The organism is Paraburkholderia aromaticivorans, assembly GCF_012689525.1.
Taxonomy (GTDB): Bacteria; Pseudomonadota; Gammaproteobacteria; order Burkholderiales; family Burkholderiaceae; genus Paraburkholderia; species Paraburkholderia aromaticivorans_A.
Genome location: NZ_CP051514.1, coordinates 267101 through 287475 on the forward strand (window position 1 = coordinate 267101; position 20375 = coordinate 287475).

General features: G+C 60.9%; 18 protein-coding genes and 2 pseudogenes. 4 read left to right on the top strand and 16 right to left on the bottom strand.

Going from position 1 to position 20375, the window contains the following annotated elements; translation table 11 throughout:
* Positions 1 to 48 precede the first annotated feature (48 nt).
* Positions 49 to 1251, bottom strand: a complete 1203-nt coding sequence (locus tag HF916_RS01215; protein WP_168787513.1) for an acyl-CoA dehydrogenase family protein — start codon at positions 1249 to 1251, stop codon at positions 49 to 51.
* Positions 1248 to 2408, bottom strand: coding sequence for an FMNH2-dependent alkanesulfonate monooxygenase (ssuD, locus tag HF916_RS01220; protein WP_168787514.1), 1161 nt, complete (start codon positions 2406 to 2408; stop codon positions 1248 to 1250). Before ssuD ends, HF916_RS01215 begins: the two co-directional genes overlap by 4 nt.
* Positions 2409 to 2816: 408 nt before the next feature.
* Between ssuD and HF916_RS01225 the strand changes: the two genes are divergently transcribed.
* Both HF916_RS01225 and HF916_RS01230 read left to right on the top strand, forming a co-directional pair.
* Entirely contained in the window at positions 2817 to 4001 is a 1185-nt protein-coding gene (locus HF916_RS01225) for an acyl-CoA dehydrogenase family protein (protein WP_240975281.1), read from the top strand.
* The gene (locus HF916_RS01230) at positions 3998 to 5113 is read left to right on the top strand and encodes a sigma-54 interaction domain-containing protein (RefSeq protein WP_168787515.1); all 1116 of its coding nucleotides are present in this window, start codon (positions 3998 to 4000) and stop codon (positions 5111 to 5113) included. Before HF916_RS01225 ends, HF916_RS01230 begins: the two co-directional genes overlap by 4 nt.
* 360 nt (positions 5114 to 5473) lie before the next feature.
* Here HF916_RS01230 and HF916_RS01235 read toward each other — a convergent pair whose 3' ends face one another.
* The 6 genes and pseudogenes from HF916_RS01235 to HF916_RS49710 all read right to left on the bottom strand — a co-directional run.
* Complete coding sequence (locus HF916_RS01235; protein WP_168787516.1) at positions 5474 to 5722, bottom strand: AraC family transcriptional regulator; 249 nt, start codon at positions 5720 to 5722, stop codon at positions 5474 to 5476.
* Positions 5723 to 5848: 126 nt separating this feature from the next.
* Positions 5849 to 6178 carry a hypothetical protein gene (locus HF916_RS01240; RefSeq protein WP_168787310.1) on the bottom strand — a complete coding sequence of 110 codons (330 nt, stop codon included), beginning with the start codon at positions 6176 to 6178 and terminating at the stop codon, positions 5849 to 5851.
* A 166-nt stretch (positions 6179 to 6344) separates the two neighbouring features.
* Complete coding sequence (locus tag HF916_RS01245; RefSeq protein WP_168787517.1) at positions 6345 to 7613, bottom strand: M20 family metallopeptidase; 1269 nt, start codon at positions 7611 to 7613, stop codon at positions 6345 to 6347.
* A 94-nt stretch (positions 7614 to 7707) separates the two neighbouring features.
* Positions 7708 to 9171 (bottom strand): MFS transporter, encoded by a 1464-nt coding sequence (locus HF916_RS01250; protein WP_168787518.1) that lies wholly within the window; start codon positions 9169 to 9171, stop codon positions 7708 to 7710.
* A gap of 134 nt (positions 9172 to 9305) precedes the next feature.
* Complete coding sequence (locus tag HF916_RS01255) at positions 9306 to 9491, bottom strand: hypothetical protein (RefSeq protein WP_168787311.1); 186 nt, start codon at positions 9489 to 9491, stop codon at positions 9306 to 9308.
* A gap of 160 nt (positions 9492 to 9651) precedes the next feature.
* A pseudogene (locus HF916_RS49710) lies at positions 9652 to 9768 on the bottom strand (IS6 family transposase); the annotation flags it as partial.
* Positions 9769 to 9848: 80 nt separating this feature from the next.
* On the opposite strand from HF916_RS49710, the gene HF916_RS51830 reads away from it, so the two are divergent.
* Positions 9849 to 10142: a tannase/feruloyl esterase family alpha/beta hydrolase gene (locus HF916_RS51830; protein ID WP_206001754.1), complete on the top strand. Its 294-nt coding sequence runs from the start codon at positions 9849 to 9851 to the stop codon at positions 10140 to 10142.
* A gap of 229 nt (positions 10143 to 10371) precedes the next feature.
* Here HF916_RS51830 and HF916_RS01265 read toward each other — a convergent pair whose 3' ends face one another.
* The 8 genes and pseudogenes from HF916_RS01265 to HF916_RS01295 form a co-directional block, all read right to left on the bottom strand.
* On the bottom strand, positions 10372 to 10923 hold the full coding sequence (locus tag HF916_RS01265; RefSeq protein ID WP_168787520.1) for a hypothetical protein: 552 nt from the start codon (positions 10921 to 10923) through the stop codon (positions 10372 to 10374).
* Positions 10924 to 10958: 35 nt separating this feature from the next.
* The gene (locus HF916_RS01270) at positions 10959 to 12344 is read right to left on the bottom strand and encodes an MFS transporter (RefSeq protein WP_168787521.1); all 1386 of its coding nucleotides are present in this window, start codon (positions 12342 to 12344) and stop codon (positions 10959 to 10961) included.
* 228 nt (positions 12345 to 12572) lie between these two features.
* Positions 12573 to 14450: an FAD-binding monooxygenase gene (locus HF916_RS01275; RefSeq protein WP_168787522.1), complete on the bottom strand. Its 1878-nt coding sequence runs from the start codon at positions 14448 to 14450 to the stop codon at positions 12573 to 12575.
* 391 nt (positions 14451 to 14841) lie between these two features.
* Positions 14842 to 15015 (bottom strand): annotated as a pseudogene (locus HF916_RS49720) (IS6 family transposase); the annotation flags it as partial.
* Positions 15016 to 15296: 281 nt separating this feature from the next.
* A protein-coding gene (locus HF916_RS01280) for an IS3 family transposase (protein WP_168787523.1) occupies positions 15297 to 16474 on the bottom strand; the annotation gives its coding sequence in 2 pieces (ribosomal slippage) (positions 15297 to 16207 and positions 16207 to 16474; 1179 coding nt in all).
* A 370-nt stretch (positions 16475 to 16844) separates the two neighbouring features.
* Positions 16845 to 17633, bottom strand: coding sequence for a MipA/OmpV family protein (locus HF916_RS01285; protein ID WP_168787524.1), 789 nt, complete (start codon positions 17631 to 17633; stop codon positions 16845 to 16847).
* On the bottom strand, positions 17630 to 18511 hold the full coding sequence (locus tag HF916_RS01290; protein WP_168787525.1) for an alpha/beta hydrolase: 882 nt from the start codon (positions 18509 to 18511) through the stop codon (positions 17630 to 17632). Before HF916_RS01290 ends, HF916_RS01285 begins: the two co-directional genes overlap by 4 nt.
* Positions 18512 to 18513: 2 nt before the next feature.
* A complete protein-coding gene (locus tag HF916_RS01295; RefSeq protein WP_168787526.1) occupies positions 18514 to 19311 on the bottom strand; it encodes a DUF4118 domain-containing protein in 798 nt (265 codons plus the stop codon).
* 218 nt (positions 19312 to 19529) lie between these two features.
* Between HF916_RS01295 and HF916_RS01300 the strand changes: the two genes are divergently transcribed.
* Complete coding sequence (locus HF916_RS01300; protein ID WP_168787527.1) at positions 19530 to 20336, top strand: alpha/beta hydrolase; 807 nt, start codon at positions 19530 to 19532, stop codon at positions 20334 to 20336.
* The last annotated feature ends 39 nt before the right edge of the window (positions 20337 to 20375 follow it).

The following is a 20375-nucleotide window of genomic DNA, read 5'->3' on the forward strand; positions in this document are numbered from 1 at the left end:
CGTTCGTATTGGCGATGTGCGTGCAGAGGCAGGTGCGAATGACTGTTTTCATGAGTAGAACGTCGGTTTCGGCAGGCGCTCATTGAGTGCCCAATCGCCCAATTCGCGGACCTTGTAGTCGACTGGATCATGCAATGTGTGCACGCGGAGATTGCGCCAGTAGCGATCGAGCCGCAGGGCCGCGGTTGTCGCACGTGCGCCGGTCACCTCGAACATGCCGTTTGCCACATCGAGGCCTGCGCGAGTTGTTGCCACTTTCGCCGCGGCCACGGCGATGGCGACCCTGCCCCGTTCTGCTTCGGTCAGCGCAGTCTCCCGTTGCCACGCGTTGTCGAACGCGCTGGCCGCGCGTTCGGTCAACGCGCGTGCGCCTTCGAGCGCGAGCCAGAAGTCGCCATAGTGACCAAGAACGTAGAGGTCTTCGTTTGTGCTCGTCGCCGGCGACGCGATCCATGGGCGTGCGCTCTTCAGCGTAAAGTCGCGTGCTTCGCGCAGGGCGCCTTCGCCGAGGCCCAGGTAAATGTTGGCGAGAATCAACTGCGCGAGTAGTGGGCGCAGGCAGGCGAAGGGTGTCGACAACGGCCCTGGATCGGTCAGCAGTTCGGATGGCGTTACCGTGACGTTATCGAACACCACCGTGCCGCTGTCGGTTTGGCGCTGCCCCATGTTGTCCCAATCGTCGAGTATCGTGATGCCTTGACGCGAAGTCGGCACCACGCCGATCAGAAGCCGGCCTTTAACGTCGAAAGCGGACGCGAGCAGCATGTCTGAGTCGCTCGCGCCGGAGCAGAAGCTTTTGCGGCCAGAGAACGTGTAGCTGCCTTCGGGGGTAGCCGAAGAGGGCGTCGCGATCGATCCCTTGTCAAGCGGATTGAGTGCGTTGCCCCAGAACCAGCGTTGTGCAACGGTCTGCTCGAGCCACGGCTGCCACTGGGTAGCGTGTCCGAATAATCGCGTCGTGGCCAGCAGCAGATGGTGAAAGGCAAACAGATGAGCCATGGAACTATCGACTTGTGCGAAGCGGCGCACCACATCCAGTACCGATTGCCAATCGGCGCCCGAACCGCCTGACCCGGTCGGAATGCTTAAGGCCAGCAGGCCGCTGCGTCGTAGCAGGTTGCGTTCTACCGTGGCCGTGCCGCCGGCCTGGTCACGAGCTATGGCCGTCGCCGCAAGTCCGCGCGTCACCGCTTCGACTTGCGCGTGCCAGGGCGGCAGTGCCTCATCCGTTTCAGTTCCGCTGTGCTTCATGCTTTCACCTCCTGGCTCTCGGAGGCTTTGGCGGGCGGCAGGATGTCGTTGGCAATGACCTCGCCGAAAGGCCCCGTCAGATTGATCTGCGCAGGCGGCCGCGTCTGTGCCAATGGCAGCAGTGGAAAAAGCAACTCGGCGACGCGATAGGCTTCTTCGAGATGGGGATAGCCGGAGAAAATGAATGTATCGACGCCGAGCGCTGCATATTCCTTGATTCGCGCGGCGACTTCCTCAGGGCTGCCGACCAGCGCCGTTCCCGCGCCACCGCGAACGAGTCCGACGCCCGCCCAAAGGTTCGGCGAAACTTCGAGTTGGTCGCGCCGTCCGCTGTGCAAGGCGGCCATGCGTTGCTGGCCCACCGAGTCGAAACGGGAGAAGGCCTTTTGCGCAGCGGCAATCGTTTCGTCAGTGACGAACGAGATCAGCTCGTCGGCTGCCTGCCACGCCTGTTCGCTGGTCTCGCGCACAATCACGTGCAGGCGGATGCCGAAACGCAGTGTGCGTCCGTGTTTAGCCGCTGCGGCCCGGGCCTGTGCGATCTTTTCGGCAACGTCAGCGGGCGGCTCGCCCCACGTGAGATAGACGTCGACCTGCTCGCCGGCCAACTTGATGGCCGCCTCGGACGAGCCGCCGAACCATAGAGGCGGATACGGCTTCTGCACCGGCGGATACAGCGCTTTCGCGTTCTCGACTCGCAGATGCTTGCCACTGTGATTGACCGTCTCGCCCGACGCTACGCCGCGCCAGATACGCAGAAATTCATCGGTGAGTTCATAGCGTTCCGCATGCGAGAGGAAGCTGCCATCGCCGTGCTGCTCATCGGGGTCGCCACCTGTGACGACGTTGATCAGCAGGCGGCCATTGGAAAAGCGATCGAGCGTCGCGGCCTGGCGTGCTGACACGGTCGGCGAGATCACGCCTGGACGAATGGCCACCAGAAACTTCAGTCGTTCAGTGAACGGCATAAGAGAGGCACCCGCGATCCACGAGTCCTCACACGAGCGGCCAGTGGGAATCAGGACGCCTTCGAAACCAAGTTCATCGGCCGCTTGCGCGATCTGGCGCAGATAGTGGTGACTGACTGTGCGTGCGCCGTGAGTGGTGCCGAGATAGCGGCTATCGCCATGCGTAGGAAGAAACCAGAAGAGTTGCATAAGAGGAGCGGGGGATGTCGAAGGACTAACATGCATGCACTTAGCGTGCCAGACGCAGCGTTTGTGGCGCCCAACCCCGACAGGCTGTCGATACTCAAATCAAGTTTTTGCTTTCAATATTCCGAAGCCTGCTGCCTGAGAGGCAATACGGCAGCAGGGTGCTGATAACGGAGCAGCATCCGTAACGATGTTGCTGCCAAAGAAGCAATTGGACTTTGGTTACCCGAACAAATTGCTTCAGAAATCCCGGCAGATGGTCAGAATACGCTTCTCAGGAAGCATCCCTCTTTGAAGCAGTTCAACTTCCGTCCGTCAACAGATGATGGACCATGCCCGCCTGGCGGAGCGACTGTCCTTGCCCATATGAATTCGACCTATGTACTGCGGGATGCTCTGGCTTCCCGGCAGATGCTCCCAGACGCAACATTGACAAATGGATCGCCGCAGCAGATTGCGCACCGGCTCGCGGCGGCATTTGCCGCAACGGCCGCCGAGCGTGATGCGCAGGGCGGAACGCCGAAAACCGAGCGAGACGCCTTGCGTGCCAGCGGATTGCTCGCGTTGAGCATTCCAGAGGCGTATGGCGGCTTTGGGGCCAACTGGCGCCTGACGATGGACGTGGTGCGCACACTTGGCAGAGCCGATAGCTCAATCGGGCATGTCTTCGGCTTTCATCATCTGATGCTGGCGACTGTGCGGCTGTTCGGTTCGACGGAACAGTGGAGTGCGTGGTTTGAGCAGACCGCCCGTCGGCAATGGTTCTGGGGCAACGCGTTGAATCCGCTCGACGAGCGGGCGATCAGCCGGTCGCATCAGGATTGGCGGGAATTTAGTGGACAGAAGAGCTTCTGTTCCGGTGCTCTCGATTCTGAAATGCTGATAGCGTCGGCGCGTGACGCGGACACCGGTACGTTACTTATCGCGGCGGTGCCGACAGGGCGCTCAGGCATTTCTGTCGCGCAGGACTGGGAAAACATGGGCCAGCGGCAAACGGACAGCGGCACCGTGACGTTCGAAAAAGTGCGCGTGGAGAATCACGAAATTCTTGCCGATCCGGGTCCGTTGTCGACACCGTTTGCCTGCTTGCGTCCCTTGCTCGCACAACTGATCCTGACGAATATCTATCTCAGCATCGGCGAAAGTGCGTTCAACGACGCCCGCCACTACACGCTTCGTGAAGCGCGTCCGTGGCATGCGGCCAGAGTGGAAAAGACCGCTGAAGATCCGTATGTACTCGGTCAGTTCGGTGAATTCTGGGTGGGACTGGAAGCCGCCCGGGTGTTGACCGACCGCGCGGCAGAACGTTTCGACACCGCGTGGAACCGGGGCGCGGCGCTCACCGAAGCTGAGCGCGGTGAGGTGGCGCTCGCTATCGCAACGGCGAAGGTCGCTGCCACAGAAACCGGGCTCAGCATCTGTACCCGCATGTTCGATGTGGCGGGAGCGCGCGCGACGCATGGCGCGCTGCGGCTCGACCGTCACTGGCGGAACTTACGCACCCATACGCTGCACGATCCTCTCGCCTACAAGCTTCGCGAAATCGGCGAATGGACACTAACACAACGATATCCGACGCCGAGCTTCTACTCATGAACTCTTCACTCAATCACGTGTTACCGGATCGTTCAGAGTTCGCGCAAGTGGCATCGCCGCCCTTGTTGACACTGCCCGGCAAGCGCGCGTTGAGCACGTCGATCCGTGCCAGTGCCCAGGTGTTTGCCGACCCGCAATCACTGGCGCTTCTCGACCGGATTCGCATGGTGGCACCGAGCGACGCCAATGTATTGGTCATTGGTGAAACAGGCACAGGCAAAGAACTGATTGCACGCCATGTTCATAACCTCAGTGAACGCCGCAATGGCCCATTTGTGGCCGTCAATTGCGGGGCGTTCTCCGAGTCGCTGGTCGAAAGCGAGTTGTTCGGTCACGAGAAAGGGGCATTCACCGGCGCGTTCTCCGCCAAGCCCGGGTGGTTCGAAGCCGCAAACGGTGGAACGTTGTTTCTGGACGAGATAGGCGACCTGCCGCTTTCCATGCAGGTCAAGCTGCTGCGTGTGCTGCAGGAGCGCGAGATCGTGCGGCTCGGCTCGCGCAGCAGCATTCCTATCGACGTGCGCGTGCTGGCAGCCACCAACGTGCATCTGCAGGACGCGGTGGCGGCGGGCCATTTCCGCGAGGATCTCTTTTATCGTTTGAACGTGGTGCATCTGGCTGTTCCGACGCTGCGTGATCGCCCCGGCGATATTCTGCCGTTGGCGAGGTATTTCATTGAAGAGTACCGAAATCGGCTCGGTTATGGTCCTGTCGACATCGAACCGCGCGCGGAACGAAAGCTGGTCGAACACAGTTGGCCCGGCAACATCCGGGAGCTCGAGAATGTCATTCACTATGCGTTGCTGGTGTGCCGCAGCGATTCGCTGGGTGAGGGCGATCTGCAGATGTCGTCGTTCGGGATTCAGTCCGCGCGACGGACAATCAGTGAAGCCACATCATCCACGCCTATCGAGAGACTGGCGGAGGCGCTCCGCAATCTTTTTGACAACGTCGAGGGCAACCTGTTCGAGCAGATTGAAGACACGGTGATGCGAGTGGCGTTCGACTTCTGCTACCGGAATCAGATCCAGACAGCGAGAATGTTGGGCATCAGTCGAAATGTGCTGCGGGCGCGGCTGATCCGGGCAAAGCAGATTTCCGCGCAGAAGTAGACCCGATTCCAAGCCAGCGGACGCATTGATGCTATCAAATTGTCGGTCGACGAGCGGCCGAACTGCCGAACGGCGCTGCCACGCTAAAGCGTTTGCGACGCTATAACGCAGAGGGCCCGCATTTCCACGGCGCGTCGTCTCGCCTTTGTCGATAGTCGCGGTCGTGGGCACGTCATTGCTGGCAATCCGTTTTTCTACCTGCGGTCGGCATACGCGGTCGCTGGGCATTCTACGATCTCGTGATGTAGCCATCTCTTTCCAGTGCCTTGATCTTATCCACGGTCCGCAGATGGGTGGGACTGAGCGTTGCTTGATACCTTGGACGGCAACGGAGCGCGACCATGGTGTTCGGATAAACCGTTAGGGATCACGGCGCAGGCATGTCACCTCGTGCTGAATGAATATTGTCGATGAATCCGGGCAATCATTGCTGGCCGAATAGGTCAGCCAGTTTCGGGTTTCGCTATACCAACGGTCTTCCAGAAGGCCGCCCAATTCATTGAAAATGTGGCTGAAATGTGCGGAGTCGGAGAAGCCCCAATCGAAGGCAATTTCCTTAATGCTCTTTCCCGCGCACGAGCGGTCTTGCAGCGCTGTGCGGGCCGCCATATGCCGCTCTTGCCAAATCATTTAGGAGACAGATGCGGCTTCGCGATCGAGCGAGCTGACCGATATATCAAGGGCTCCGGCGAGCTTCGCGACAGTCAGTCCTGAATCGGAAATATTCTCTCTGATTTAGGACTTGATGCGTTCCTCGTGATAAGGATCCTCAGGCGCGAATCTCATCGTGGCGCGGGGAGCAGTCCCCACAACGACGCCGAATAGATTTAGGCAAGCCAACTCGCCATCGAAGATCAGCGTTGCAACAATGGCGTGGGCCATAGATTTGCACGCTCTCGTCTGCGCCGGCGAGAAAAGCTCATCCAGCGCGGCGCTGGCCTTGTGCATCTGCCGGTAGGCGAGCGGGCGGCTCACGCCGTGCCGCGCGGCCAGCGTGCTGACCGGTTCGGTGCCCGCCAGGGCCCGCACGGCGATTATCTTGCACTTGTTGGCGGCCAGCTTCACGGTTGCAGCGCAGGCGGATAGCTTCAATGGGACGTCGCGATGAAAAATGGGGCACTATTATCTCGCGCCACGCCCTTTGACACCTCGTGTGTAACGCAGGTTTGAACCACGCCCCGCGCTCAATTCGCTGATTTGCGGGATCGCGATATCCGTTTCGCCCTGCGTCTCAGGACGCGGCGCCGGGGCATAGCCACGCGCTGGCGGCGGTCAGCATGGCCTGCAAGCCGGTCTCGAGCGTCGGGTGAATCTGCGGCGCGAACTTCGGCGAGTGGTTGCTGGGGATCTTGTTGACGGTCTTTTCCTGTTTGGCTTTGGCATAAACCTCCGGGTCGGTGCCGCCGACGAACCAGAACACATAGGGGACGCCCCAGGTGCGGCCGAAGATACTGAAGTCCTCGCTGGCCGCCGCCGGACTGGGCGCCAGCGAGGCGTTCTCGCCAAACTGGTGGCTGAAAGCCTGCGCCACTTTTTGCGTCGCGACCAGGTCGTTTTCGGTCAGCGGGTAGCTGTTGATCGTGGTGAACTCGGGCGGGCGCTCGGCGCCCGAGGCGTCGCATTCGGCGCAGCAGATACGGCGGATCGACTTGAGCATGTACTCGCGCGTGTCCTCGTTGAAGGTGCGCATATTCAGCTTGATCGTGGCATCGTCGGGGATGATGTTTTCCTTGGTGCCGGCTTGCAGCGAGCCGATCGTGAGCACCGCCGGCTCAGAAGGCGCAATCTCTCGCGAGACGATGGTCTGCAGGCGCAGTGTGGTCGCGGCGGCCATGATCACCGGATCAATCGAGGTTTGCGGCTGCGAGCCGTGCGAGCCGCGCCCGAACAGCTGGATCTTCAGGCTGTCTCCGGCCGACAGCGTGACGCCCGGACGGTAGTTCACGGTGCCGGCCGGACCGACCATCACGTGCTGACCGAGGATGATGTCGGGCTTCGGAAAGCGGCCCTCTCCCCAGTCGCGCACCATGGCGTTCGCGCCCTCGGCCGTTTCCTCGCCTGGCTGGAACACGATCATCAGCGTGCCGTGCCAGGCGGAGCGATTCGCGGACAGGATGCGCGCGGCGCCTATCATCCAGGTCACGTGCATGTCGTGGCCGCACGTGTGCGCAACGCCGACCGTGACGCCGTCCGCGTCGCGCGCCGTCACGGTGCTGGCATACGGCAGCCCGGTGTTCTCGGCCATTGGAAGCGCGTCCATGTCGGCGCGCAGCATCACGGTCGGTCCGGCGCCGTTCTCCATCACGCAGACGACGCCGGTCGCGCCGACGTTGCGCGTCACCTCGTAGCCGAAACCCTGCATCGCGTCGGCGACGATCCTGGCCGTGCGGACTTCCTCCATGGACAACTCGGGATGCTGATGGAAGTCCTTGTATAGAGCTTCGAGTTTGATGATCAGGGTTGGTTCGGCGGAGGCGAGGGCTTGCGTGAGGGCATTCATGACAGATCCAGAAGTGACGAAGTAAAGTTGAAAGAAGCCCGACAGAAAGCGCGCTTGAGGCAGGTAGTCGGCGCTTGATATGAGGATTGCACATTCAGGCCTGCGCTTTCCCCTTGGGCACCGTGAGCATGATCGAGATGATGGCCATCGCTACCATCAGCACGTTGAAACCCAGCGCAATGATGGCGGCCTCCCGCACGGCCAGGTTGTCCTGGCGGCCAACGAAGGTGATCACGCCATCAAGCCAGTTCACGCTCGCGCTGTTGCTGCGGAACGCGGTGAAAATGGCGGCGGAAATCGCCACGCCAAAGGCGGCGCCGAGCGACGATGCCATCTTGTAGATGCCCGAACCCGACCCCGCCTGGGCAGCCGGCAGGTTCGATAACGCGGCATCGGTCGAGGGGGTGGCATAGAACGCCAGACCGACACCGAACAGCGTGTAGCCGACGCTCGCGAGGATCTTGTAGTCCGACAGCAGCAGGTTGGCGGGCGACACCATCAGAATCGCCAGGCCCGTGATCAGGCAGCCCCAGATCATCGGCTTGCGCGGCCCGAAGCGTTGCAGCAGCTTCTCGCCCACGCGGATGAAGGCGATGATGGCAATCGCGTAACCCAGCGTCAGAAAGCCGGCCTGTTGGGCGTTCATGTTGCCGCCTAGCTGCACCAGTTGCAGCGACACGATCAGCGTGCCGGCAGTCCCGTTGACCAGGAAGTTGGAGATCGTCGCGCCGGCGTAGGTCGCGTTCTTGAACAGACTGAAGTCGAAGAACGCATTGGACGCCTTGTCTTCGATGCGGAAAAACAGCCAGCCGAACACCACCGTTGCCGCCAGCAGACCCAGGCCAGTCGGGCTGGTCCAGCCCAACTTGTTGCCCTGCGTCACCAGCACCTGCAGTGCCACCATAGTGACCATGAAAGCAAGCACGCCAGACAGGTCGAACTTGTACTCGCCCCTGGTTTCGGCCTTGCTCTCGGGCGCGCCGCGCATCATCCACAGGCCGAGCACGCTCACCGCGATGGCCACCCAGAAGATCGAGCGCCAGCCAAAGTTCTGCGACATCAGGCCACCGGCCAGCGAGCACAGGCCCGACCCGCCCCAGGAACCGATCGACCACATGCTGATGGCACGCTGGCGTTCGGGGCCGTCCCAAAAAGCTTTCACCAGCGCCAGACTGGCCGGCATGATGCAGGCGGCCGACAGGCCTTGCAACGCGCGGCCCACGAGCAGGACCGGTGCTGCCAGCCAGCCCTGCGGCGTGATGGCCACCAGCAGCGAGCCGGCGATGCTCAGGTAAAAGCCGATGCGAGTGATCTTCAGCCGGCCAACACGGTCGGCTAGTCCGCCTATCACCACGATGAAGATCCCCGAGAACAGCGAGGTGATGGCCACCGCGACGTTCATCAGGCTCGCATCCATGCCGAGGTCGCGGCTCATGTCGGGCGCAATGTTGAGCGTCGTCTGGGCAAACAGCCAGAACGCGATGACGCCCATGATGATGCCGAAAAGCAGCCGATCGTTGCCCTTGTATCGCGCCTTCGATTGAGCAACGGTATTCATACTGTTCTCCATGGTGTCAGTGCGGATTGAATATTGCCGCACCCCCACCCCTTGAAGTGAACCCTTGAGGCTGGACCAGTGTTCGCCTGGAAACCAGGCCGCTTGATGGGGTGCGCACTTTGCATGGTCCAGCCTCAGAGGTTCACTCCATCTGCCGATCCAATCTTGACGGGGCGGGTCGCTGGTTTTTGAACCAGCAACTGTGGATAAGTGTAGGCAAACGGGCCGACCGTGTTCGTAAACGATTTCGATGCGGTCTTGCCCCAAGCGGTAAGCGGGCTCATAAGCGCTTGCTGGAATTCGTGCAGGTGGTGAAGCATAGGCGCTCCCGTTTTGGGAAGGCTCGCCGATGGCTACGCAGGAACCGAGCGTAGCATCGCGGCACTTCGACTATCGCAGAATCCTGCTTTAGGGGCATTCGAGGACGTACTGTCGCGATAAGGCAAGATGGCGAACAGACGGCAGTATAGTGAGGATTACTTATGCCGCCAATGAGTAGAACTGCTCGGCATGAGTATTTCCGACGCCACGGCCCTCCATTTGGTCCTCGGCGATCATGTGCAGTTCGATGCCGCTCAGGATGCGGGCACAGCGAAAATTCGATACAGGTAGTGTCGATCAGACGCTTGCAGAAAGCATCCATGTCCGCGATGTCAGATTCGAGATTGAGATGGCTCATGGCCGCTCATCCTGGGAAGTGGCGTTGCAGGTTGCGCTTACTGCCGCCCCGATCGGGGGCAGGCAAGGCGCTCGTACAGGCGTACTACACCGCTGCGCCAACTGCGCCGCGCCCGTGTTTTCAAGGGTGTTCCAAGGGCGGCCAACAGGTGATGGCGATCGCTCAACGCTATCCCAAAGACTACAACGGGATTCTTGCCGGAGCGGCTGCAAACAATCGCACTCACCTAAATGCTATGTTGCTGTGGAAACTGAAGGCGCTCAATGCTCCAGGCGCAAAACTAACAAACTAACGCAGGGCAAGCTCGATTTGATCACGAAGAGCCTGATTTCGGCTTGGGCAGGCAAAGACGGAGGCGCGCCCGGCGACAGCTTCCTCACAGAGCCTCGGCAGTGTCACTTCAACCAGACACCCTGCCGAAATGTACGGGCACAGACAGTGCAGCAACAGCTTGCTCACCACGGACCAACTGGACGCATTGAAGGCAACCTATAAAGCCCCGTCAATCCTTGAACGGGTGTCTATTTGCCGGCATGCCGTTCGGCATCGAGAACGATTCCACGTTCCTCGTCTATCCGATGGGCATTGCGACTCGTGACAAGGTGCCGTTGCGTTGGCGACACACGGCCAGCGCCCGCGAGGAGGTTGGGCCAATAGGATCGAAAACGGCGGGTGGTGTTGAATGATCCAGTCGGCGACGCTCGAGCGGAACATATTGCTGGCACCACGGTGGTGTTGATGACCAGGCACCTGCAGGTCCACGTCGAGCTCCTTGGCTCGTTGCAAATCACGCTCGCGACGTCGTGCGTAGTGGCGCTCACGATTTCGCCGTGCGCCTCGACGCCCGCTTCCGACAGCCACTCTACCAGCGCCTGGACCGCGTTGCGGTCTGCATCCTCGGCTTCGTCGTCCGCGGAGCGTACGCCCAGTCCCGCACCACCCGTGATATCCCCGGATACGATATGGCTCTTCGCGACGTACAGGATATAAACGGCACCCGTCATGCGACCGATCTGCCCGGCACGGATCTGCGCAGACTTGTTCCCTTCTGTGGGTGACGCATCGATCGCCACGAGGATGCGGTCGTACCTGCTGCTGTCTCCGGACTTTAGCTCTTCTTGATGCCCGAACTGGCGAGCTTGCCTGGCTTAGCCCGGAGTGACGGTTCGATGGACGTCGAAGGCAACTCGCGCGGACCGCGTGCGCTCGGCACCAGCAGCGTTAAAAGCACACCCAGTATGCCGACGGCCGCCAGAATATAAAAGATCGAATCGAGTGCAAGCCCGATACTGATCAGCAAGCCGCCCAGCAGCGGGCCAACGACGCCCCCAAGACGCCCGAATCCGGCACACCAGGCAACGCCAGCACCCCGCACATTGGTGCGGTAGTAGTTTGCGACAAAGCCGTAGATCAATGTTTGCGTGCCGCTGGTGCCCAGCCCAACGATCGCAACCACGGTCAGCAGTACGCCGAGCGGTACTTTTAAAGTAAGCAGTGAGATCGAGATTGATCCGATCAGAAAGCACGCCGCGACAACCGGCTTGGGCCCGAACGTGTCCGCAACACGCGAGCCCGCCAGGGCGCCGATCACTGCACCGCCGTTCAGTACCAACAGGAACGACAGCGATCCCCTTGCGTTGAACCCGGCCCGCAGCATCAACTCGGGCAGCCACGTGTTGAGTGAGTAGACGAGCACAAGTCCGGTGGCACTCATCAGGCCGAGAATCAAAGTAGGAAACAGATAAGAAACGAACAATCCCGCGAACCCAGCTTTGCCCGCGCTGGCTGGCGGGACGCCGCCGGCCGCGCTTGGCATGATCCCGGGAATCTCTACACCGGTCTGTTGCGAAATAGCGCGAGCCTCGTCGAGACGGCCACGACTGACGAGCCACGCCACCGATTCCGGCATTTTGAAGTAAGCCAGCGGCAGCAGCGTGACGAAGGGAAGTGCGCCGATCCAGAACATGCCGCGCCAGCCAACGTGTTGCAACCACAGGATCGCCAGCATTGCCGCCAGCAAGCTTCCCAACGGCACCCCAGAATACGTTATGGCGTTGCAAAGGTTCTTTCGGCCTTTGGGCGCATATTCCGATACGAGCGCGCCGGTCGTCGCCACCAATGCGCCAACGCCGAGACCGGTAACGAAGCGCATCAACCCAAACATCGTCGTGGTGGTCGTCATCGCGGTGAGCCCCATCCCGAACGAGAACCATGCGTACGAGAACAGCATCACTTTGCGACGCCCCAGGATGTCGCCGACGCTTCCCGCGAGCAGTGCGCCGACGAGGACGCCGACGAGCGCATAACTGCCAAGCGCGCCCGCGGTCGCCGGCGTCACGGTCCCGATCTGCGAAGCGTCGCGCAGGAACTTCGACACGACGGTCCCGTACACGACGAGATCGTAGCCGTCGAATATCAGACCCACAGTGGCGAGGGCCACGACCCATACAACCGTGCGATGGCGTCGCGCATCGAGATTGGAATCCGTGGTCATAGTATTTGCGAAATTCCTTGAGTTGAGCGCCGGTCTGCATTCGTTCATGGAGCGTGGCCGTCGCTCGGGCGCACGGATGACGAATCTGACATTGCCGCCCCCATCGACGCGTCCCTCGGATCCGCTCACTTGCTAAACCCAGACCGACACCCTTCGTTCTGCCCGTGAGTATGAGGCGGCTACCGATAGAAAATCGAGAGAAAGATGAACAGTTCTCGCATCCCGAAGCTACTGACGATCCAGCAGGAATCTTCCGAAGAATGCCGTGAGTTCTTCGTGTGCGTCCAGTCGGAGTACGTTCGAAACGTACTGATCGGGACGGACAACCACAATTGCGCCCCTCTCCCGGTCGATGCCACGTACGTCGAAGATGTCAGGACCGTTCTTGAGGTCGGGGGAATAGGCCTTCTCGTAGTCGATAAGCCCGAAGTGCCCCTTGCGCGGAAGCAGAATCGACGGTAGCTCTTCGATGTTGAGGTCGCGGGGCCCCTGCTGGAAGACCGCGCGAACGTCGATCACGCTGTCGATGTCCGCCCCTGCCGGGGTGAACCGGCGGATCGGAGAGTTCGGAGACTCTGCCAGGAAGGCCGCGAGCTCGCGCAGTCGCCGTCCGCTCGCGTCGGCAAAGGCAAAAATGCGCCAGGCGCCATCTGCACGGGCGGCGTGCCCGAGGTGCACCGGCTTGACGTCGGCGAGGCGCACAACAGGTGCGGAGTGGAAGCGCATGCCGACTACGAAGCCCTTGGCGAGATGCTGCTCGCTCGCCTCGGCGGTCAGAACCGTCGCTGGCGGGTAATGCGTCGCGACACCCGCCGTATAACGACCCGACTTCACGAAGTAGTCCTGAAGCTCGGCCGGGTCGAATCCGCCGAGTTCCGGGCGGTTCGGATCTTTCGGCGGCGAGGCCATGATTTTCGACCATTCCTTGTCGAAATCGATGAGGCCTTGGGCAATCGCATGGCGCTCGACGGTGTAAGTGCGCAGCAGTTCCGGTTTGGCACGTCCCTCGAGCACCGAAGCCAGCTTCCAGCCGAGGTTGAAGGCGTCCTGCATTGAAACGTTCATGCCCTGGCCGGCTTTAGCGCTGTGCGTGTGGCAGGCGTCGCCGGCGATGAAGACCCGCGGCAGGCGGGAGCCCGTCTGGTCCGCGGGGACGTCGTCGAAACGGTCGGTGACGCGCTGGCCGACCTGGTACACCGCGAACCACGCCACGCTTTTCACGTCGAGCGTATAGGGGCGCAGCACACGCTGAGCGGTCTCGATGACCTTCTCCTGCGTGTTTTCACGGAAGGCTTCACGGTTGTTCGGATCAATCTCGCCAAGGTCGACGTAGAGTCGCACCATGTAACCGCCTTCGCGCGGGATGAGGAGGATGTTGCCCTCGTCCGCAGACTGAATCGCGGCCTTGAGTCGGATGTCCGGGAAATCAGTGACGGCAAGCATGTCCACGACACCCCAGGCGTGATTCGCGAAGTCGCCGCTCGGCACGGCACCAATCGAATCACGCACCCGGCTGCGTGCTCCGTCGCAGCCGACAACATACTTGGCACGAATCGTAGTCTCCGCGCCGTTGCCCACTTTGCGCAGCGCGACCACGACCGGGTGCTCGCCGTTGGGCTCGACCTTCAGGTCTGCGAATTCCACGCCATAGCTGGGCTCGAGCCGCGTCGGCGAATTGCGCATGTAGTCGAGCAGGTACCTCTGCATGCGGGCCTGGTTCACGATGAGGTGGGGGAACTCCGACAAACCGTCCTCGGTATCCTGGACGCGACCGGTACGCTCGATCTGCGAGCGATCCACCTTCGACGGACGCCAGAAGACAGTCTCGTTCACCCAGTAGGCCTCGCGGAGGAGCTTCCCACTCAGACCGAAGGCGTCGAACATTTCAACCGTGCGGCAGGCAACACCGTCGGCCTGACCTACCTGGAGCGCGCCGTCGCGACGCTCAACGAGTCGCGTGCTGATGCCTGGGAAAGTCGAAAGTTGTGCCGCCAGCAAGACTCCAGCAGGACCGCTACCGACGATCAGGACGTCGACGGCGTCGGGAAGCTCTGCCGTGAGGATGTCAGGGTCGCCGGGCTTGTACCCATTCAGATAGAACTGCACGTTCGCTCCTTTCTTGCTACGTCTGACCGGTTACTGCCTGACTCTGGGCTCGCATTCATCCACACCATGGCTTGGTGATGCCGCAAGGATTCCCTACCAATCCGGAGGACTCCTGGCTGAAATCACGTCGTGCGCGCGGAATTTGCAGACAGATCGGTGACTTATCGCGGCTCGACTTGCCCTAACAGTAGATCACGCTAGCCCCGACGTCCAGCCGTCGCTAGTAGACGTGACCTGAGCCCGAGTCCTGGTCGACGGAAAACGCGGGCAATCCCCAGTCTGTGCCGCCGCGCTTCTGGCAGAAAAGGGACGCTGGCAAATATGGCCCGGGCGGTTGTGTCGCGATAAGTTCGGCGAGGCGAGAAATTCCGCGATGGCAAGGTGTCCCTTGTGCCACCAACGAATAGAACTGAGCAGTAGCGGTTCGGGTAACGCCGTTGTCCTTCATCCGGCCTTTCCTGATCCTATGCATCGTCTCAATGACTGACAGGATGATGCGGGCACACCGGAAATCATTGAAACCCATCATGGGCCTGGTTCGGCGTATGATCGCCCGATGATCCTGGTTGGGTAGCAGCAGCGCATTGCTGCGCCGCTGCTACCTTCTGTGAGCAGTAATTTGTCAAGGCTCGCGAATCGTTGATCAACTTCCTCCACATTTTTTTGCGAGAGTGTATGACTGGGTCAAGGGCAGGCGAAGCCTGACGTAGCGAACCCTTGACACTGGGAAGAGGCGATATGCGGGCGTATGTTGGAGAGCGCGCGGCATTGCGCTCGCCCAACATACAGGCGCATTCCACGTCGCCCAGTACCTGTTGCAATCGAATTTGCGTTCTCCTGTAGTGGTCAAGTTATTTCGGACAGGTAGATAGGTTCTTTTACTGTCGGATTTGCCTCGTAGGCAGCGGGCGACAGATAGCCCAAAGTTGAATGCAGGCGCACGGCATTGTAGAAGCCAACGATGTACTGGTTGATGTCGCGCCGTGCCTCATCGTGGTTGGCGTACTGACGCTGCCATACGCGCTCCATTTTCAGGTTCAGGAAGAACCGCTCCATCACCGAGTTGTCCCAGCAATTTCCCTTGCGGCTCATGCTGCAAACCACGTGATGCTGCCTGAGCAAGGCCTGGTATTCATCGCTCGCGTATTGGCTGCCCCTGTCCGAATGTAGCAGCAGTCCGGGCGCTGGCCGGCGCTGCTGTAGTGCCATGGTCAGTGCCGACATGACCAGTGCGGCGGGCATCGTGGGCGCCATGGACCAGCCGACCACCTTGCGTGAGTACAGGTCCAGCACAACCGCCAGATACAGCCAGCCCTGCGCTGTGCGGATGTAGGTGATGTCTGAAACCCACGCGCGATTGGGCTCGGCAACATCAAACTGCCGGTCGAGCACATTCTCCGCCACAGGTAGCGTATGCCTGCTGTCGGTCGTCGAGACGAACTTGCGCTTCCAACTCGTACGCAGACCTGCTTCACGCATCAGCGTACGCACCCGGTAACGACCCATACGTAGCCCCTGTTCCCGCAGCGCATACATCACACGCCGGCTGCCATAGCTCGCGCCGCTGGCGGCGAATGCTGCCTTGACGTGGGTCTGTTGCTGCAGGCTCTTTACGCTCGGCTTCGCACGCCGGTGCTCATAATAGCCAGAGCGGCTCACCTGCAAAAGCCGGCAGGCATGACTGACCGATACGGCCTCCTGTTGCAAGTGAGTCACCACGCGGTAACTCACTTCAGTTCCCGGGCAAAGAAGGCCGATGCTTTTTTTAACAGCGAGTTGTCCTCTCTCAATTGCCGGTTCTCAGCTTCAAGCTGCCGGATGCGCTGCTGTTCCGCCGTCAGCGGCTTGCCCACGCCAGGGCCGCCAGCGCGCTCCGCATCATACTGCGCCACCCAGCGCCGTACGGCTGTCTCTACAAGGTCCATCGACCGGCAGACTTCGCCGACCGATAAGCCCTGGTCTCGAACCATCCGTACCACTTCCAGCTTGAAGCTGGTGTCAAATTGTCGGCGCCTTCTTGTCATCTATCGTTTTTCCTCGTCGATTCCGGATTGTCCTCCTATCGACCTGTCCGAGGAAATTAGACCATCACACTCCTGCCTGAAGCCGGCCGTGTGGCGCTCGTGAGATGAACCAACGTCGATCAGCTTCGGACCTGCGATCTACATTGGACTGCAGCACGATCATCCCCCTAACCGGCGGAAAGGACCTTATGATTTCAGACTCAGCCCCGTAAAGGCATTGGCAACTTCCTGCTCATAGAAGGGCACCCCACAACGGACGTTGCACAGATGGTGCTTGACACTGCGTTCGCTGTTTCCTCTCGAATGAAAATGGACAATGCGCTCACCGGGTACATTCCGGCCTGTGAGATCACGCGAAAGACTGTCGCTGCTAGAAGCGGTACAGCACGGACGCCGTGCCGTTGAGGTCAAGGCGGCGTTCGGTGATCGGACTGCCGGCGGCATAACGCTCGAGGCGTCCCACAACGGCCGCGACGTTCGCCGACCAGTGCCGATTGATCTGGTAAGTGGCATTCGTATTGAAGTGAAAATCGCGCAAGCCGGAAGCCGTGTCGTAATGCGGCAATCCGGTTGCGGCGCTTTCCTGTGGCGTAATGCCGAACAAGGTGTGCGTATAGGTCGCGTTCCCCCAGGTGAGGCCCGGGCCCATCGAAATGAGCAGGTTGCCGAGCGGCGCTGATACGAACAGATCAGCCGTGGCCGTCAGGCCTTGTCCGGTTCCCGCGATGTCCTGATAGGCCGCCACCGCGCCAGTGAACGCCCACCACGTGTAATCGGCGAAGAGCCGCAGCTTCGGCCCATAGTGCACATCGGGCAGTCCTCTGAGCCGCGCGTCGTCGGATGACGATCTCGACTGGAAGTCGAAGCTCACCGACATACCGAGGTGATAGTTCCCAGCTCGCAGCACGTTGATGCCGAGCACATCCGGCCCCTGCGAAAACAGGCGGTCCTTCCATGAAATGTCCTGCTGGGGAAAGGGAAGCACCTGAAGCTGCGAGGAGCCGGGAAACTTCGGGAAAACGTACATGCCGGGCCCGATGGAGATTTTCCAGTCGCTGTCCGTTTGCGGTTCATCGGCGTGGGCGATCCCCACCGTGCAACAAGCGCTTGCAGCGAGCGCGATGCAGCGGCGTCCGATCGATGCGATGTCAGGCCTCATCGTTTCGCCGCCAAGGTTGCCAACTGCCGCAGGCGCCGGGCGAGCGCGCGTGAAACGACGGGCGTCGGCGTGTTGCTGGACACCGACGCCGCAGCGCTTTCGCACAGGAAAAGCGCGCATTCCCGTGCGACGACCTCGCGTTCATTGTCCGATGTGATCATATGGTACGAATCGTCGAGCCAGATGGTGCGGAGAAACGATGCCCCGACATTTGCCGCGACGAAGCGCGCGTTATGCGGGCTGGACGTTTCGTCGTCAATCGCGTGAATGATAAGGCAATCGGTGCTGATGCTTTTCAGCTTCTTGCGCACCGAGCCCGCAAGCCTGCTTGCTTCGTGAAGCGCGGGCATCGCAATGGATGCGGGTCCCACTTCGCTGATTTTGTCTCTCTGCATCGCGCGCGCGATCTTCAGGCGCAACGCCTCGTTGCGCAGGCCGTAGGGCTCGTGCTCACGATAGCGGTAGCGCGAGCGCATCGGCGTGTAATAGGCGTAGTCGAGCAGAAACCGGTACCAGGGAATCGCCCAGCCGTCGTAATTGAGCGTGATGGACAGCAGCAGCAAGGCGCGTGCGGCCGGACGCTGTTGCGCGACGGCGGCGGCCAGTGTCGCGCCCATGGAGAGGCCACACACCGAAACGTGCCGGTGTCGCGCGGCAAGCGCATCGAATTCGGCGACGGCGGCGCTGATCCACTGTTCCATCGGCATATGTCCGGTGCCCGCGCTGTAGCCAGGCAGTTCCGGCGCGTGGGTCGCGAAGCCTTCTTCGGCAAGAAAGCGCGCAAGGAACCGCAATTCGGGCGCAGAACTCGACAGGCCGTGCAAAAGCAGGACAGCGTGATCGTTGCCCTCGGTGCTTGAAAATTGAGGCGCGTTCATGGTCAGTCTTCCGCCCGCAGAATCAGAAATTCGCCCGATGGCGTAGTGAAGCGTTCGCACACACATTCGATTGCGCGCCAATGCTGTCCGCCCGATAGAAAACGCATGCGGTGATGACCCGGCACCAGCCGGCCTCTCACACGCGCGAGATCTTCCTGATGCACCTGCGAATGCCTGGCGCCGTAAGCGACGCCCGCATGAAACGATTCGTCGTCGATGATTCCACCAGATGTTGAGGTTGCCGCCGCCGCGACGAAACTGCCGGGCGGTGCGCTCGTCGCTGGATCGAGCGCCTTGATGAGAATGAGCGAACGGTTGTGCTGCGCGATGTGATGCAGCATCCGATGCATTTCATCCGTGGCGCGACGCGCGAGCAGGCGTTCATTATCGCGACGCAGCAGTATTTCATAGCGTGAGTGTGCCACCGCCGACAGCAGCTCGGCGCGATACTGCGCGCGTCTCATGCGCTCGACCAGCGTGATGACAACGATCGTGATGAGCGGATAGGAGACCAGCAGCCGGATATCCGACGCATCGATGATGTCGATGCGTCCGTACGGCGGCACGAACAGGTAATCGGCAAGACCGAGACCCGCCAGTATCACGCAGATTGCAGGCGCAAGACCGCAGTAGTACTCCACGAGCACGCCGGCGATAAGAAAGGCGGTTCCCGGCATGATCGGGCCGAGCAGCGGATGAAGTATCGAGCGGATGAGGGCGGCGGTAAAGAGTGCCGCCGCCGCGATAATCCAGCGCTTACGGCCACGCGACGCCCACCGTCGGGAATTTTTTACTTTCATTTATGTTACAAAAAATTGGCGTTTAGCCCTTATAACGGCGATTGAGCGAGTCACTTTGATGATGTACCCGCTTTGTCAATCAAAGTCCCGACAGGGCGGCCCTGCCGCTGGTGGAAAAAACGTCGGCAACCGAGCCATGGCGGTTGGCGCATCGAGTCGGCGGTGATTGTCCTTATACTGGCGCGGAGGTTGATGAAGTTTATCGAGCGAGACACCACATGCGCCTGCTTGACTATACCTTACGCTTCGCTGTCGTCGCCTACCTGATCGGGGCGCTGGCCCTGTATCTGATGCAGGACCGCCTACTGCTCCCAGCTGTACCCGATGCAGCCGATCTGCGCACGGTCACACACGCGGGCGACGACATCGACGTGTGGAACGCGCACGGTGTGTACGCGGGTTACGTCGTCACGCCGACGGAGCAGGAACCCCGCGGCACGTTCGTGCTCTATCACGGCAACGAAGAGTCGGCGGAGACCAAGTTGCCGCTTGCCGATGTATTCGTGCGCGCCGGGTATCGCGTCGTCATTGTTGAGTATCCGGGGCACAGCAAGCGGCGAGGTGAGCGGACCATGAAGGCGGCGCTCGTCGCATCGCGTGACGCCTTGTCAGCCGCGCTCTCGCAATGGCACGGGCCGGTCTACCTCGTGGGCGAATCGCTAGGCGCGGGCATGGCATCGCAAGTGGTGAAGGGCAACGAGCCGGTGATCGCGGGCGTCGTGCTGATTACGCCGTGGGATTCGCTCGCCAATGTGGCCGCGGAAAAGTATCCGATCTTCCCGGTGCCCTGGATGCTGCACGACATCTTTGATTCTGTCGCTGCCGTATCGCGTTACGACGGGCCGCTCGTCATCGTCGGCGCGCAGCAGGACGCGTTGATTCCGGTCGCGCATGCACGACGTTTCGCCGGCGAACACGATCATGCCCGGCTCATGCTGTTGCCCACCGCCGGTCACGACGACTGGATCGGCGCCATGACGCCGCAGGACTGGCGACGCATTCTTCAATGGCTTAAGGCCGGATGACATGAAGCCTGAGCGAGCCCACGTGCTGACGATCAGGGG

Coding starts and splice junctions, on each gene's coding strand:
- HF916_RS01255 (WP_168787311.1), bottom strand. CDS start 9,491: ATGCTTCACCACCTGCACGAATTCCAGCAAGCGCTTATGAGCCCGCTT.
- HF916_RS01250 (WP_168787518.1), bottom strand. CDS start 9,171: ATGAATACCGTTGCTCAATCGAAGGCGCGATACAAGGGCAACGATCGG.
- HF916_RS01235 (WP_168787516.1), bottom strand. CDS start 5,722: ATGGCGGCCCGCACAGCGCTGCAAGACCGCTCGTGCGCGGGAAAGAGC.
- HF916_RS01300 (WP_168787527.1), top strand. CDS start 19,530: ATGCGCCTGCTTGACTATACCTTACGCTTCGCTGTCGTCGCCTACCTG.
- HF916_RS01225 (WP_240975281.1), top strand. CDS start 2,817: ATGCTCCCAGACGCAACATTGACAAATGGATCGCCGCAGCAGATTGCG.
- HF916_RS01230 (WP_168787515.1), top strand. CDS start 3,998: ATGAACTCTTCACTCAATCACGTGTTACCGGATCGTTCAGAGTTCGCG.
- HF916_RS01290 (WP_168787525.1), bottom strand. CDS start 18,511: ATGAACGCGCCTCAATTTTCAAGCACCGAGGGCAACGATCACGCTGTC.
- HF916_RS51830 (WP_206001754.1), top strand. CDS start 9,849: ATGGCCGCTCATCCTGGGAAGTGGCGTTGCAGGTTGCGCTTACTGCCG.
- HF916_RS01295 (WP_168787526.1), bottom strand. CDS start 19,311: ATGAAAGTAAAAAATTCCCGACGGTGGGCGTCGCGTGGCCGTAAGCGC.
- HF916_RS01245 (WP_168787517.1), bottom strand. CDS start 7,613: ATGAATGCCCTCACGCAAGCCCTCGCCTCCGCCGAACCAACCCTGATC.
- ssuD (WP_168787514.1), bottom strand. CDS start 2,408: ATGCAACTCTTCTGGTTTCTTCCTACGCATGGCGATAGCCGCTATCTC.
- HF916_RS01215 (WP_168787513.1), bottom strand. CDS start 1,251: ATGAAGCACAGCGGAACTGAAACGGATGAGGCACTGCCGCCCTGGCAC.
- HF916_RS01285 (WP_168787524.1), bottom strand. CDS start 17,633: ATGAGGCCTGACATCGCATCGATCGGACGCCGCTGCATCGCGCTCGCT.
- HF916_RS01270 (WP_168787521.1), bottom strand. CDS start 12,344: ATGACCACGGATTCCAATCTCGATGCGCGACGCCATCGCACGGTTGTA.